Genomic DNA, 14754 nt, shown 5'->3' on the forward strand with positions numbered 1-14754 from the left:
CAGCAAAGATACGGCGACACCTTAAAAACAGCGGGCGAGTCTGGTTTACTTGCGATCATCGGGTCCCGGCCGCGCGCATTCACCGGCGCCCGGGCAGGTCATTTCTGGAGAGCGTCTTGACGGTTCACTCCGTTGAACAGTCCCGGCAGCAAGCCGGAACAGCCCAAGCCGGCTTTCTGGACAGGGTCTTCAACTGGATCCCTGTGATCCTGCTTGCCTATCCGATCCTGCTGACGCCGTTCCTGATGAATTACTCCGGCGAGGAGGACACGGCCGCCAACATCAACGCGTCGAAATCCAACGCCCTGAACCAGCTGTTCTGGATCGGCCTGTTCGCGGTCACGCTGGTTTCCGCAGGCCGGCGCCTCCTGAAGACCTTTACCGTGCTGCGCAGCCCGGTCGTCTGGTTCCTTCTCGCCTATATCACGCTCGCCTTGTTGAGCGTGTTGTGGTCGCCCGTTCCCGGCATCGCCTTCCGGCGTGTGGTGTTGCAGATCATCATCGTGCTCAGCCTGGTGATCTCGATCTCGTTCACCGACGACGCACGCGGACTGCTCGGCCGGTTGCTGCTCCTGATGAACACGGTCGTTCTCCTGAATACCGTCGCCGTTGCGGTGTTGCCGCCGACACCCATCGGACATGCCGGGATCTATTCGCAGAAAAACAGCCTCGGCGCGGTCATGGCGCTGGCCTTCCTGTTCAACCTGTACGGATTCCTGAACGCCCGCGGCTTGCTGAAACGGTTCGCCACACTGGTCATATCCGCGCTGGCCTTCGCTCTTCTGATCCTGAGCCAGTCGAAAACCTCGATCGGTCTGGCCCTGTTGTTGCCGGTCATCGCCTATCTGCTGGTCGGCATGGCCTATCTCTTCCGCATCAACGCGGCGATCCTGATCCTGTTCGGGGCTCTGACCGGGGTGGTTCTGTGGTTCTTTCAGGCATCCCTGACACGGTTCGGTTTCGGCGATCTGTCGCTGTTTCTCTTCAACGACGAGACCTATACCGGGCGCACGGTGATCTGGAACTTCATACTCGGGGTCATCTCGAGAGAGCCGGTGCTCGGCCAGGGCTACGCGTCCTTCTGGGCAACCGGCGCCGATTCCATCGCCTTCCGGGAAGCCCCCGGGTTCGTGATCTTGCTGACACAGGCCCATAACGGCTATCTCGACGTTCTCGTCGAGCTTGGCATCGTCGGACTGACCCTGCTGCTCCTTCTGATCGTCGCGGCGCTTTTCTCGGCGGCCCGAATGGTGAGATTGGACTACAGGATATCCTTCCTGTGCTATTCGCTGATGCTGTTCGTGATCAGCCACAACATGCTGGAAAGCAGCTGGTTCCGCGCCTATTCCCTGAACTGGCTCATTTTTCTGCTCGCGGCCCTGCTGCCGAATGCGGTCATGCGCACCTGGAACCACGGAACGCCTCGCTGACCCGGCTGATCGCAGTATCGCCTCAAATTAGCAGTTCACTAACCATAAGTGCTTACAAGCAGAAGAACACGTGCCGGCTGGTCAGAAGGTGAATATCGGTGGTCTCCCAACGCGGATCGAATGCGATGATTGAGGACGCGCGCTCTCAGAGCCGCGACGACATCACGCTTGATATCCTTTCCATCCTGCAGGTCCTGCGCCGGCGCATTCTCCTGATCGGGCTCGTGGCCGCCGTGTTTGTCATTGCAACGGCCCTTTATTCCCTGCGGCTCACCCCCATCTACAGCGCCACCTCCCAGGTCCTGTTCGACCCCCTGGTCCGCCAGCCCTTTGACGACCCGAACCGGCCGAGCCGCACCAGTGCCGGAACGGAATCCATCGACAGCCAGATTTCGGTGATCCATGCCGACACCGTCCTGCGGCCTGTTGCCCGAGACAACAACCTTTCGGAAGACCCCTTTTTCGGCGAAGGGGCGCCCGGCCTCATGAGCCAGTTCAAGAGCCTGTTCGGCGGGTCGCAAGCGAAGGATCCGGGGACGCTCGAAGCCCAGGAAACCGACGCAGTCAAGGCGCTTTCCGGTGCGACGTCCGTCAAACGGGTCGGCCAGACCTTCGTCATCAACATATCCGTTGAGTCGCCCTCGCCGGTGCAGGCCGCGGTGCTCGCGAACGCGATTGCGGAAAGCTATCTTGCCGATCAGAGACGGCAGGTCAGCACCGCGTCCGACCAGGCAGCCACCCAGATCGATGACCGGCTGGTCGACCTTCGCGAACGCCTGCGGAAAGCCGAAACCGACATCCAGAAGTTCCGCGCCGCGAACAATCTGCAAAGCGCAAACGAGGGATTGCTTCTCACCGATCAGGAGCTCTCCGGGCTGAATACGCGCCTGATCGACGCGCGCGCCGCCCTTGCGGACGCCACCGCGAAATACGACGAGATCCAGCGTGTGCTGAAAAACGGCGTCGATGACGAGGCCATTGGCGACGTGGTCAGTTCAGGAACGATATCCTCGCTCCGCCAGCAATATGCACAGGCTGCCCGCAACGAAGCCCAATTGCTGGCCGACCTGCTGCCGTCGCATCCCTCCGTGGTTCGCGCCCGATCTCAACTGGACAGGCTGCGTGGCCTGATCCGGGACGAGGTCAAGCGGATCGCGGATTCCACGCGCATCGACGTGCAGGTCAACCAGGAACGTGTCGCAAACCTGGAGCAGCAGCTCAAGTCCACCAGGGACCTGTCGAGCGCGGACGAAGCCGCGTCGATCAAGTTGCGCGAACTGGAAACCGAAGCCCAGGCCACCCGGCAGCTTTACGAGATCGCCCTCAGCCGCGCCAAGGAGATCTCGCAGCTCGAACAGGTCGTCCTGCCGAATGCCCGGATCATCTCACCGGCCGTTCCGCCGGACAGCCCGATCTTTCCGAAAAAGAAGATCATGGTGATCCTGGCCGGCATTCTGGGCTTGATGGTGGGAACGATCCTCGCGGTCGGCGGAGAGGCCATCCGGATTGCGAAAAAACACCTGCTGCCGGATTTTTCCGCGTCCGCGGCAGCCATGTCCGCCATGCCGGCTCCGGCGACGCCTGCGCCATCGCAACTGGAGCGCCCGGACGCCGCTCCGCCGGCGCCCGCGACACATAGGTCCGGAAGACAGTCCCTGCTCCGGGCGGCGCAAATGGTCAGGCCGGGTCTCAAGCTTGTGAGCCAGCTGCCCTGGCTTCCCCTGGACGGGGACATCGACAATCCGCGCGCTCTGAACACGGATGCCATCTCGTTGGTTCAGGATGCGATTGACCAGTATTATCTCGGCGGCAGGGGACCAAACCGGCGGTTTGGCGAAAGCGTCGATCAGATCCTCGATGACCTCGACCCCCACGCATCGCACCAATCGGCGAGAATTGTGTTCTTCACTTCGCCGTCGCTCGGACAGGGGCAGACCATCACCGCGCTTGCCCTTGCCCTTGGCGGCGCCCACCGTGACTTGCGTGTGCTCCTGGCAGACGGCGAACCGAAACAGCGCATGCTCAGCCACGATCTGAGCCTGGACGAAAGCGCCTTTGGTGGTCCGCTGCGCGACAGGGTGGTCTCGTTTGACGAGCTGGGCATCGACTTCGTGTCTCTCGTTTCAGGATTGCCCAAATACAAGCATCACCGCATGAGTGTCCGGCAGGCCTTTGAGTTTGCCGAGGTCGCGCGCAACTTCGATCTCGTGATCGTCGACGGCGTGGCTCTGCCGCAGCTCACCGACGACGACCCGCTTGCCGCGCTCGCCACGGATTTCCTCGTCACGGTGTCCGAACGCGAGGAAGGCCAGATCTCCATGCCGATCCTGTCCCGGGATCTTCTGACAATCGCCGACGGCCGCCCCACCGGCCTCGTGCGCACGATGACCGGCCTCACCGGGCCGACCGGGCCGACCGGCCGGAAATACGGCTAAGGCGCTTCGTTTCAGGCGGTGTCTCCGGCTCCGACGCCGGCAAACTCAAGCAACAGTTCCTGCGCTTCGGCCCGGGCTTTCAACGGTGTCAGATTGTGGTCCGCGTCGGCAATGAACCCGACGGTCACATTCGAATATTTGGAGAGCCCTTTCCTGTCCTGGCCAAACCAGAGACCCAGCTCACCCAGGCCGCGGTCGCCTTCGCTGTAGACCAGCTGCACGGGAACGCCGCGCTCGTTCAGGGCGGCGAGCCGCTTGCCGAGAACCGACGACAGCCGATGATGTTTGGACAGCGGCCGCAGCACCGGCGCGAACAACATGTCGGCCTTCCGCGACAGGGCCGTGGCAACCTTTCTTGCCGCCGACACGGGATTGATCTCACCGGACAGGACCCGTCTTGCCGTTTCCCGGTCGAACATCTTGCGGCTGTAGGTCTCCAGTGTCTGGATCGGCTCGCGGATTGCCTGATCGACATCCTCGTCTGGGTCCCAGACCAGGCGGCGGGGATTGATCAGGAAGGCCCCGTTCACACGTTCGTCCCGCGCCGCGGCGAGCAGTGCGAGGTAAGCCCCGCTGCAGCGCCCGGACAGTATCACCCGCGTCACGCCGAGCCGCTCCGTCAGCCAGTCGATGGCAGCGCTGACGTCGTCGACCTGCCGGTCCGAATACAGCACCTGCCCTGGTTGCCCCGGCCAGTACCGGCTTTCCCCGATACCGGCCAGATCAACCCGAAGAACCGCGGACCCGTTTGCAGCAAGCTGCCGTGCAAAACCGACTGCCATGCGCGCCCAGCCGATGGAATGGTCGTAGCCGGAATTCAGGATCAGGACGGCGGATCGCGGTGAACCGCTTTCCGGCTGCGCAAAAACGCCGAAAAACATGTCGTCAGGCCCGAACCGCACCAGCTCCTCTTTCACCCCGGCAACCGGCGTGAAGTCCGGCGACAGACCTTCCGGGACCGCCGGTGCGCTCTCCACCTCCTGCGGAAATTTGCCTTTCACCCAGTCGACAATGCGATCCAGTGTCGCTTCCGGCGCCACGGAAAGGGTCGGGTCGGCTACGTAGTCGAGATATCCCTCGAACGCCATGCGTTCCGGCGCAACGCCTTCGGCCGCATAATGCTCCGCGAGCTTCTGATCGCCCGGATGGTCCGGTCGGTCGACCAGGAGGAGGTGTTCGGTCCTGGGCGCCGACGCCTTGAGGAGGTTGAGCGACTTGAATTCCTCGGCGGTCGCGCGCGACAGCACAAAGCCGCCCGCCATCAGTCCGCCATCGGGTCCGTCGGAGGCTTTGACGAGAAAGGTCGGCTGTGTCATTGCGGTCCAGGCCGCCAGTTCGCGCAGATAGGCCCGGCCCTGCAGCACAGGTGCCAGCACCACCAGACCGGCCAGTTCCTCGCTCTGCGCAAGATCGGCCGCAAGGGCCGCGCCGATGCCCTGCCCGGCCACGATGACATGCTCCAGGCCGGACAGTCTCTTCAGCTCGGCAAAGGCGGCCTTTACGGCGGTGCGCCAGGCGCCGTTGTCGTCGAGATCCGGGGCACTGCCCGCGGAATGTCCCGTCGCGGGGTAATCAAAGCGCAGACACGGAAATCCTGCCGCGGACAGCTTTTCTCCCAGCATCCGGTAGCTCTTGCGCGAACACAATTCCTCGTAGCCCCATGGGCTCAGCAGCAAGACGGCCGTTCGCCCGCCGGCGGGATGGTAGAAACCAGCGAGCCCACCGAAGACGAGCGGCTGCGCGGGCACCGGTGAGGCGGCCGGGTCCAGGCGGGGCGGATTTTCAAAAACGTGCTGATCCATTCCTGGGTGAACGCTCCAGATACGCGCGCATTTTGAGGCAATTTACCTCCCAATCCGCATTTTGCCTCGTTTTCCCGAGCCATTCCTTAATAATGCTGCAGGGGTCTTCGGTGCATTACAGAGCACAACACTCCTCAAGACACACTTAACCCGGGTTGGGAGCGCGTCAAATAATGGAAAGAGTCTCCGTGGCCATCGCAAGCATCGGCAGAGAGACGCTGATCGAGACGCTCCGGTCGATCGCGGCCGTCAGGAGACCTCGGAACACCAGCCTGGACGTCCTGATTGCGGACGATTCAAGCGACGGCGCCGCCACGAAACTGGTCACGGCGCACCCGGTCAAGAACCTTGAGGTCACCTGCCTGAAGGTTGCCAGCGGCAACATTTCGAGCGCGCGCAACGCGCTACTTGAAGGGGCGGAAGGCGACTGGCTGATCTTTGTCGACGATGACGAGTGGGTCGAGCCCGACTGGCTTGAAAGACTGTTCGCGTGCCAGGAAGACTTTCAGGCGGACGTGGTCATCGGTCCCGTCCGGCCCGATTATCCCCCGGAGACACCGGAATGGCTCGCGAAGGCAAACCCGCTCTACAATGACTGGGGGCACAGGGGCAAACGGCTCTACACGGGCCGCGGCGGCAACACCCTGGTACGGCTCAGCCTCATCCGTTCGCTCGGCCTCAGGTTCGACGAGGCTTACGGGCGCACAGGTGGAGAGGACACCATGTTCTTCGGGCAGGCCGCCGAGAAGGGCGCCCGGATCTTTGCAACCGACGACGCTGTCGCCCACGAGCATGTGCCCGCGGAACGGCTGTCGGCGGAATTCATCCTGAACCGGGCCGTGCGCTCCGGCCAGTCCTACGGACATATGCGGCTCGCCCGGCATCCTGATCCGGTCTGGCATGTCCTCTTCGCGCTCTCCGCATTGGCGAAATGCGCGGCCGCCGGATTGCTGTCTGTCGCCACCCGGTTGTTCGACCGGGCACGTTCATTCCGCATGCGCCAGAAGCTCGCGCTGAACACGGGCAAATTGCGCGCGGTCCTGGGCCTGCCGCTGGCCGAGCTCTACAGCAAGCCGGACCGGTAGTTCCGGACATTCAGATCCGGTAGCGAAACCGCCGTGCCAGGGCGTAGACCGAACTTCTGACTTTCTGCCCGGTCCCGAGGCGCGGACCGACGTCGCGATCAGGATCGAATGTATCGGTCACGGACCAGCGCGGGCAGAACCAGGCCTTGTCATATGCAAAACCGGACGTGCTCGAATACACCCGGGCGTAGCCCGCTTCCCTGAGCCGGTGCAGCACGTGCCGGTCGAAGGCGCCGAACGGGATGGCGGCTTCCCTTACCGGCGCCCCGACCGCATCCTCGATCTTTTTCCGGGCATCGTGCAGTTCCCTTCGAAGACCCGCCGCGTCGAGCTTGCGCCAGTCGACATGATCATGGCCATGACAACCGATCGTCGATCCGGCGGAAATGATCTGGCGCATCTGTTCCCCGGTCAGGTAGCCCTCGGCGCCGATGCGTCCGGCAAGCACAAAAAAACGGGCCGAGCGGCCGGCTTCCACGAGGGCGGGTAAGCCGACAGTGAAGTCGGAAAGATTGCCGTCGTCGAACGTGACCTCCAGCCGGACATCATGACGGCGTTCCAGCGCCGCAAGACTGCCGATCGTGTTTCGGTAGGTGTCTTGTGAGACGAAGTAGCGTTTTTCGTCCGCTGAAACCGGAACCGCCGGTGCGCCGATGCCATGGAATGTGAGAACTTGGGTTCTGGCCAACATGGGAAGCGCTACCTTTTGCCTTGCGGTTCGGATATCAAGTCTGACGGATCAATAAAGCCAATTTCTTGAAGAAAGCGTCACCGGGTCAGAATGTTAACCGATGCGGTGATAAGGGTCGCCTGCCCATGTCCTGTCCCCAATACCGGAGAGCGTTGATCTTCAATCTCTTACGGAACTGCTGAAACCGATTATGCCGAGCCATGCCAAGGTCCATCCCGAAATCAGCCGTGAGGTCGAACGGTGAGTGAAGAGGTCCAGCCGGAACCGCAGAAACCTGTCGGCCTGATTGCCAGGATTCGTGAAGTCGGTGCGCGGCCGGTCGTGCGCAACACGATCTATTACGGCATCAATTTCGGCCTCCAGGTGCTCACGCAGTTCGGCTTCTTCGCGCTGATCAGCCGGGTCCTCGGCCCGAGCGGCTACGGCATCTTTGCCAGTGTCTCCGCCATCGCCCTCATGGTGAGCGTGTTTGTCGGGCTTGGAAGCGATCATCTGCTGATCCAGAGAATCGCGGTCAACAGGGACGCCTTCGCCAGTTATTTCGGCCGCGCCCTCGCCATGATGCTGATGACGTTCGCCCCGGCCATGATGCTCGCGTTCGCCGTTCTCTATTTTCTCGACACCGGAACGTTCAGTTTCTGGGGCCTGTTCTGCATCCTGGCGGCGGAATGCGTCTTTCGGAAAATCTCGTTCCTGTGCTCGGCGACCTACATGGCGCATGACCGTGCCGGCAAACAATTTGCCGTCGACAATGCCATCATGATCCTGCGCTTTCTGGCGGTCGCGGTGCTGACGCTGACGACCGACACCGTGGACCTGGACACCTGGGCATTGTGGTATGCCTGCGCCAGCCTGCTGGCTTCCGGTGTGTCCCTGACGATGGTGCTCAAGGATTACGGCCTGCCCGGCCCGATCTTCTCGGGCTTTGAATTCAGGCAGGGATTTCTGCTCAGCCTCGAGTTCACATCCGTGTCGGGAATGCGCGACCTCGACAAGCCGGTTGTCGTGGAACTGCTCGGACCGGCACAGGCCGGTATCTACACAGCCGCCTTCAGGATCATCGATGCGGCCACCACACCAGTCAAGGCCGCACTCTATGCCACCTATACCCGGTACTTTCGTCATGCCGACAAAGGCGCCGAACACGGCATCGCCTTCGGACTGCGTGTCCTGCCGGTCATCTCAGGACTGGGTCTTGCAGTTGCCGTCTTCATTGTCCTCATCGCGGGCTACGTTCCGTTGCTGCTTGGCGAGGACTACGAGGAAACGGTCGGACTGATCCGGCTTCTCGCCATTTATCCGCTGTTGCTCGGCGCGGCGGGCATCGGCGCGGACATCATGCGCTCCATCGGGATGCAGGGCACCCGCGTCATCCTGGTCTTCGTGTCCAATTTCGTGATCGTGGGCGTCGTCTGGGCCGGCTGCAACCTCGGCGCCCTGGAAGGCGCCGTGCTGTCGCGCATGGCACTTCAAGCCGGTATCGTCGCCCTGACCTGGGGCCTGATCGGCCGCAAGAAGTCGCAGGTCGGCGCAAAGGCCGGCTCTTCCGAGACGAAATAGACGTCACGCGGATTTCGCTCAGGAAACCTTCAGGCGGTCACCCCAATAGGTGACAATATCCTTGAACCTGCGCTGGATACGACGGTGACGCGCATGTTGCTGGCGCGCTTCGGAGAGGTCGAACAGGCTGTCGTTGATATCGTAGTCGCCGCGCTGGCCGTCCGGAATATCCCCCCTTTCGACCTGGTCGATCAACTCCGGCAGCGCCGCGTGAAACGCCGGAAAATGAAACGGCGGATGCAACGAATACATGCCGTCTCCCGCTCCGAGGAAACACATGTTTCCCAGTCCGTGTTTCTGCAGCGTCAGACTGAGCACCTGTTCCGCGCTGAGCGCCTTGATCGGATTGCCCAGGAGTGTCCCTCGCAGACGAAAGGTCAGCGGCGGCGTGTCGAGATCAAGCGTGCCGACGCTCGCCTTGAACCGGTTCATGTCCATCAGGAACACCCGCGTGCTGACGAAATGAAAGCGATAGGCCAGGCGGCCGTCGACCACATCCTCGTCAAACGCGTGGTGCGCGCCGTCATGCCGTCCCTTCAAGCCGTCGGGATGAGGCGGCCCCGGCAGTGGGCTGGTGAACAGGAGATCTTCGCGTTGCTGCAGCAGGGCGATGGATTCCTCTACCCAGGTCTGGCTCTGACCGCCGAACAGCATGTCCGCGTCCATGTGCAGAACATAGTCGCTGTCGGCAGCCAGGATGCCCTGGAAATAACAATAGAACGGCCCACCATCCCAGGCCTTGTCCGGCATCTCCTGCGCGCCGAGGAAATATTTCGACACCCTGTCCCTTTCCGCGGCGCTGTAATCCACCTCGTGAAAGGACAGGTTCTCGTAGCGGTCTTCCAGAATGGGATAGAGCGCCCGGAAGGTCTCCAGGCTCTGCATGTAGCGATCGGCCTTCGGATCCCCCTTGTAGCGTCCCGATTGCGGCGGGCGCACGTCCACCGTCACGATCGTCCGGTCCACCTGCCCCCCGAAAGTCCGCATCTTGTGGGCCAGGGTGTCCTCGAAATGCGGCAAGTCGAGCGGATAGGTGTTGATCTGCATCGTCACGCGATGCCGCGTTGTGGACGGAAAGGTCATCGTCTCGTGTATCCCGGTCGCTCGCAGTCAGTCATGTTTGAACCCGATTTGCCTTCCCAGGTTGATCGCCTTCAGCACTCCAGCCGGTTTCGGTGCTTCCGGACCCGTCCTGCCCTTTGTCAGCAGCACACGCCTGGCAACTCCGGGCGCCAGGTGAAACCAGTTGTCCTCCGGCACGTATCCCGGAACCCGAAGCGACACCGACTGCAGGAAACGCGCTGCTTCAATGGTCAGCCACCAGCTGTCCTCCCCGCCGGGCAGGAGTTCGATCTCGGGCGCGTCGAAATGCCTGTTTTGCCCATGCCCTTCCGGAAAATGGCAGGCATCGGCCAGCACCGCTCCGGTCTCCGGATCCAGAAGGCGTACAATCGTCACATCATGGGAAAGCGGTCCGAAGCGGTAGGCATAGGTGACGTCGAAAAAGGCGCCGATCAGCTCGACCGCATTGAAGGTCTGCCCGCTATGCGGTGCCAGGACCAGGTCCTTGGCGCCGGAGACGACCGGCACCTGGCCGTCCTTCAGGCAGGCGAGCGTGAGCGTCACCGCCTTTTCCTCCGGCCGGTCGTTGACCGCGTGAATGGCAAGCCCGTTGGTGCCCTCGTCGGTCAGGGCCACCTGCAACGGCCGGAACGCGCGCTTGAGCGCGTACCAGGCCGGTTTCGGCCGGCCCGCCGCGTCGATCAGCCCCCATCCGGCGCCCAATGCCAGGTCGGAGAAGGTCCACACGAGGGCGCCCCGGCATGGCGAGCCCGGTCTGCGCCACTCGGCAAAGGTCCGTTCCATGACCTCACCGGTCACCGCCCGGCCGAGTTCCAGATAGCGGTCCGGATCGCCATAGCGCAGGGTGGCGGGGTCAATTCCGTAAAGCGCGTTCAGATAGTGGTCGCGCACATCCTCGAAGTCCCAGCCGGCGCCCCGGTCGCGCGGCACGCGCGCCTTCCAGTGCGGATCATGCGCCGGCTTGACCGGCAGGCCCTCGTCGAGGCTTTGCTGATCGGGAATGTTGGAAAAGGCCAGGCACTCGCCGGCAAAGCGGACCTCCGCCCGGCGGGCGTCCTCCAGCGGCCTGAGATAGGCCCCGACGCCGTAATAGTGGGCAATGCCCTCATTGGGCGAGAATGGCAGCACGCCGCCGCAGGGCGAATTGGGCGCATAGGGCACATCCACCCGCAGGATCGAAGCAAGGTCGGGAAGGATCTCCTCGCAAAGCGGCCCTTTCCAGCGCGCTTCGGGAAGCCCCATCATGGCGCCCTGCTGGTAGATCTCGCTGCCGCCGCAAAGGACCGCCAGCGAGGGGCAGCCCATGGAGACCGACAACTGGTCGCGGACCTCGGCACGGACCTCCGCGACAAAGGCTTCGTCCTTGACCGGGTAGTCGTAATTGGCGAACTGGAAGTCCTGCCAGACCAGAATGCCGAGTTCATCGCACAGTTCGAAGAAGGCGCGGGTTTCGTAGAGCATGGTGCCGCCGATGCGCAGCATGTTCATGCCGGCGTCGCGGGCGGCTTCGAGCAGGGGCCGATAGGTGTCGGCGTCTCCCGACAGGGTCAGCAGATCGGCATTCGTCCAGACCGCGCCCCGGCAGAAGACCGCGACGCCGTTGACCTCCAGGCCGAAGCCCTTGCCGTCGTCGCCGTGATCCGCCTCCAGACGCCGGAAGCCCGTCCTGCCGAGCGAAAACGTTTCTTCGCCGGCGCGCACGGATATCTCGTAAAGCGCGGGCGTGCCGTGGGTATGCGGCATCCAGGGCGTGACATTGTCCGGCCGCAGCGTTGCGGCAAAGGAGCCGTCCTCCTGAGGGGACATCTCCACTGAAGCCCCGGCGCAGGAAAGCACGGGAACGGCATCGGTGTTTTCAAGCCGGAGCGAGACGGTCAAAGACGCACTGCCATCCGGCGCCAGATCGGCGAGAACATGCCGACCGGCAATCCGTACCGCTCCCGCAGGCTCGATCCGTACCGCCCGGTAGGGACCGACAGCATGGATCTCCGGGCACCAGCCGGGCATGTGGCCCAGCAGCGTCGTGCGCACCAGCCGCAGTCCCTGGGAAGTGGCCAGCTGCGGTTTCCAGCGGGCGCGGGGGCCCTTGGCAGCCAGATGAGGCTCCAGCGCGCGGAAACAGATCTTCAGGACATTGCTGCCCTGAAGTTCGACCGCAACGTCATGGCTGCGGAACATGTTCCCGCTCTCCAGGACCAGGGCGTCATTCAGATAGACTTCCGCGATGGTCGCAAGGCCGTCGAAGCACAGGTGATAGGGTCCCGGTTCCGCGTCGAACCGGCCTTCGTACCAGACATCCCTGTCATGAAGCGGGGCAGGTGCGTCCGGGTCGTAGCGGCCGGCCGCCGCCAGGGCGCCGGCAACGGTGCCCGGCACGCTGGCGGGCACGATGTCCCATTGATGACCCGTGACCAGGGGCGAGCCGAAAGCGCCTGCTTCGGTTACTGACAGTGTCCAGTTTATTCCGGACAAATCGATCATCCGAACCCTTTCAATCTGGTCAGGCAAGGAAACCCCTTGTCCTTTGCCTGGCGTTCAATCCAATTTCCCGACAGACCAGGCCCACCCCATGCCGTCATCCTGAGGAGGGCTGAAAGCCCGTCTCGAAGGATCCGCAGCAAGCCCCCTGGCGAGTGGCCCATCCTTCGAGACGGACCTGAAGGTCCTCCTCAGGATGACGCCTTGGGTGAAGCGTCCGTTTTTACCTTTGCAAATTCAGATCAGGCCCCGGCGGCGCTGACGACGGGCGTAAAACGGGCGTCCTGCGTTTCTGTGTAGTGCCGGTCAAGCTGTTCCATCAGCCTGTCCCAGGCATCGGCGGCCGGCACCAGGGCTTCGTCCAGCCCCTGGAATTTCTTGCGCATCACCGCGCGGGCCAGCTTGAACTGAACCATCTTGCAGGTGGACGAGATGGTCTTGGCAAAATCGACACAGTCGGCCAGTTCCGGGCGACCCTGGTTCACCAGCCAGGCCAGGTAGGCCGAGAAAAGTTCGAAATTTGCACCGAGCTGGCGCAACGTGTTGAAAGCATAGAGATGGAAGAAATCGAACTCGCGTTCGGACACCTTTTCCACCTGGGCCGGAAACACGCGTGCAAAGGCAGCCACCGGATTGTCGGCGGGCCGGCGTTTCAGGTGGTGGCGCAGCAAGTCTTCCGAGACCGACAGGACATGCTCCGGCGACGGCAGGACCTCCGGAAACTTCACGAATTCGGTATAGGGCAGGAACGGGACCGCCTTGGCATGGTCTCCGCGCTGGAACACTCCGTCGAAATCGTCGCCCTCCAGGCGATGCAGACCGAGACCGTGGAAATACTCCAGGGTCCGCGCCTCGAGATCCATCCGGTTGACCGCGATCGTGGTCTTGCCGTGGGCCTCGTGATAGCCGACGCCGTGCGTGTCCGGCAGGAAGTAGCTGTCGACCTCCACCAGCGAGATGCGGCCACGCTCGATCTGCTGCCGGACATGGGTCTCGACCTTGTCATAGATCGCGAGTTCCGTGACCTTGAGCCCGTAGAGCGCTTCCAGGTCCTCGAGCGGCACCTTGAAGAAGGTGAACTGGTCACCCTCGAAATCCTGGGTCACCGAATAGGCGAGACAGGCTTCCGGCGGCAGGCCGAGTGAAGGCAGCAGCTCAATCCAGACATCGAGATAGCAGTTGGTTTCCGGCCAGTCCCGCTCCTGGGCATGGAGCGGGCTGCGCTGATAGGTCGCCGCGCTGAGGCGATCGAAGACGGCTTCGCTCATCAAGCGTGTTCCCTCAAGGCCAGAGCGCCGAGCGCACGCCCGCAGGCCACTTGGCGGTATCAAAGCCATGGTGCCGGAACAGGGCCAGCGCCAGACGCTCCAGGCCGAAGCCGACGCAGGCGGTGTGGGCCGGCTCGCCGTCGGCCTGGCGGATGTCCCAGGCCTTGCCGAAATTGTCCATGTGATAGTTGAAGCTCATGCAGGCGGTCGGGTTTTCTTCCGAGGTGATCGGCACCAGCATCTCGAATTTCAGTTCCTGCTCGCGCTGGCCGGACGCCATGATCTTGCCGGCGCGGCCGAAGAACGGATCATTGGCGACATCGACGTGATGCGGCAGCTCGAGGCGCTTCATCATGTCCTGGCCGCGTTCCTTCCAGGTTTCCCGGAATGCCATGGTCTGCTCGGCCGAACCGACACGGACATATTCGCGTTGGCGGAACATCTGCATCCGGGCCGGGTCCTTGGAGGGCTCGTGCCGGAAGCAGTAGGACTGCAGGGCGACATAGGCGCCGTCCTCGGCAAGCGGTCCGCGCCGGGACAGGATCGGATAGAGCGGGTAGCAGGCCGCGGGCGTCAGGGCCACCTGTGTCGGCTTCTGGTGTTCGGACCAGTCGTCGCCTGCCGCCATGCATTGCAGCAGGCCCATGTGGTCGTGGTCATTGCCGCAAAAGGCATGAACGGTGCCGGCGAGCTGCGGAAAGCTCTTCATGTAGCCGCTGGTCTCGAAATCCTGCATGGTCATGCCCGGCGGGAACACCATGGCTTCGGAAATCTCGTCCTGGCCGTAGGTCAGGGCGAATGTCTCGAAACGGGCAATGACGTCCTCAAATTCACCGCTGCGGGCATAAAGCCCGTCGACGCCGCTGTCATGCAAAACGCCTTCATTGAACAACTGATCGAGAAAAGAGACTTGCGCGTCCAT

General features: G+C 62.8%; 10 protein-coding genes. 4 read left to right on the forward strand and 6 right to left on the reverse strand.

The window, feature by feature from the left end; translation table 11 throughout:
• The first annotated feature begins 116 nt into the window (after window positions 1–116).
• Both O6760_RS02935 and O6760_RS02940 read left to right on the forward strand, forming a co-directional pair.
• Window positions 117–1430, forward strand: coding sequence for an O-antigen ligase family protein (locus tag O6760_RS02935; protein WP_269583992.1), 1314 nt, complete (start codon window positions 117–119; stop codon window positions 1428–1430).
• 125 nt (window positions 1431–1555) lie between these two features.
• Window positions 1556–3865, forward strand: a complete 2310-nt coding sequence (locus O6760_RS02940) for a GumC family protein (RefSeq protein WP_269583993.1) — start codon at window positions 1556–1558, stop codon at window positions 3863–3865.
• Between the two features lie 11 nt (window positions 3866–3876).
• Here the strand turns inward: O6760_RS02940 and O6760_RS02945 are convergent, their stop codons facing one another.
• A complete protein-coding gene (locus O6760_RS02945; RefSeq protein WP_269583994.1) occupies window positions 3877–5667 on the reverse strand; it encodes an alpha/beta fold hydrolase in 1791 nt (596 codons plus the stop codon).
• Between the two features lie 173 nt (window positions 5668–5840).
• Between O6760_RS02945 and O6760_RS02950 the strand changes: the two genes are divergently transcribed.
• Window positions 5841–6752: a glycosyltransferase family 2 protein gene (locus tag O6760_RS02950; protein WP_269583995.1), complete on the forward strand. Its 912-nt coding sequence runs from the start codon at window positions 5841–5843 to the stop codon at window positions 6750–6752.
• Window positions 6753–6762: 10 nt separating this feature from the next.
• On the opposite strand, the gene O6760_RS02955 is transcribed toward O6760_RS02950, so the two are convergent.
• Window positions 6763–7443: a polysaccharide deacetylase family protein gene (locus O6760_RS02955; RefSeq protein WP_269583996.1), complete on the reverse strand. Its 681-nt coding sequence runs from the start codon at window positions 7441–7443 to the stop codon at window positions 6763–6765.
• A 240-nt stretch (window positions 7444–7683) separates the two neighbouring features.
• Here O6760_RS02955 and O6760_RS02960 point away from each other — a divergent pair, with 240 nt between their 5' ends.
• A complete protein-coding gene (locus O6760_RS02960) occupies window positions 7684–9003 on the forward strand; it encodes a lipopolysaccharide biosynthesis protein (protein ID WP_269583997.1) in 1320 nt (439 codons plus the stop codon).
• 18 nt (window positions 9004–9021) lie between these two features.
• Here O6760_RS02960 and O6760_RS02965 read toward each other — a convergent pair whose 3' ends face one another.
• From O6760_RS02965 to O6760_RS02980, 4 genes are all read right to left on the reverse strand, one after another.
• Complete coding sequence (locus O6760_RS02965) at window positions 9022–10086, reverse strand: glycosyltransferase family 2 protein (RefSeq protein WP_269583998.1); 1065 nt, start codon at window positions 10084–10086, stop codon at window positions 9022–9024.
• Between the two features lie 27 nt (window positions 10087–10113).
• Window positions 10114–12567 (reverse strand): glycoside hydrolase family 2 protein, encoded by a 2454-nt coding sequence (locus tag O6760_RS02970; protein WP_269583999.1) that lies wholly within the window; start codon window positions 12565–12567, stop codon window positions 10114–10116.
• Between the two features lie 239 nt (window positions 12568–12806).
• A complete protein-coding gene (locus O6760_RS02975; RefSeq protein ID WP_269584000.1) occupies window positions 12807–13832 on the reverse strand; it encodes a DUF1839 family protein in 1026 nt (341 codons plus the stop codon).
• A gap of 13 nt (window positions 13833–13845) precedes the next feature.
• On the reverse strand, window positions 13846–14754 hold the full coding sequence (locus tag O6760_RS02980) for an amino acid--[acyl-carrier-protein] ligase (protein ID WP_269584001.1): 909 nt from the start codon (window positions 14752–14754) through the stop codon (window positions 13846–13848).

It is taken from the genome of Roseibium sp. Sym1, from assembly GCF_027359675.1.
Classification (GTDB): domain Bacteria; phylum Pseudomonadota; class Alphaproteobacteria; order Rhizobiales; family Stappiaceae; genus Roseibium.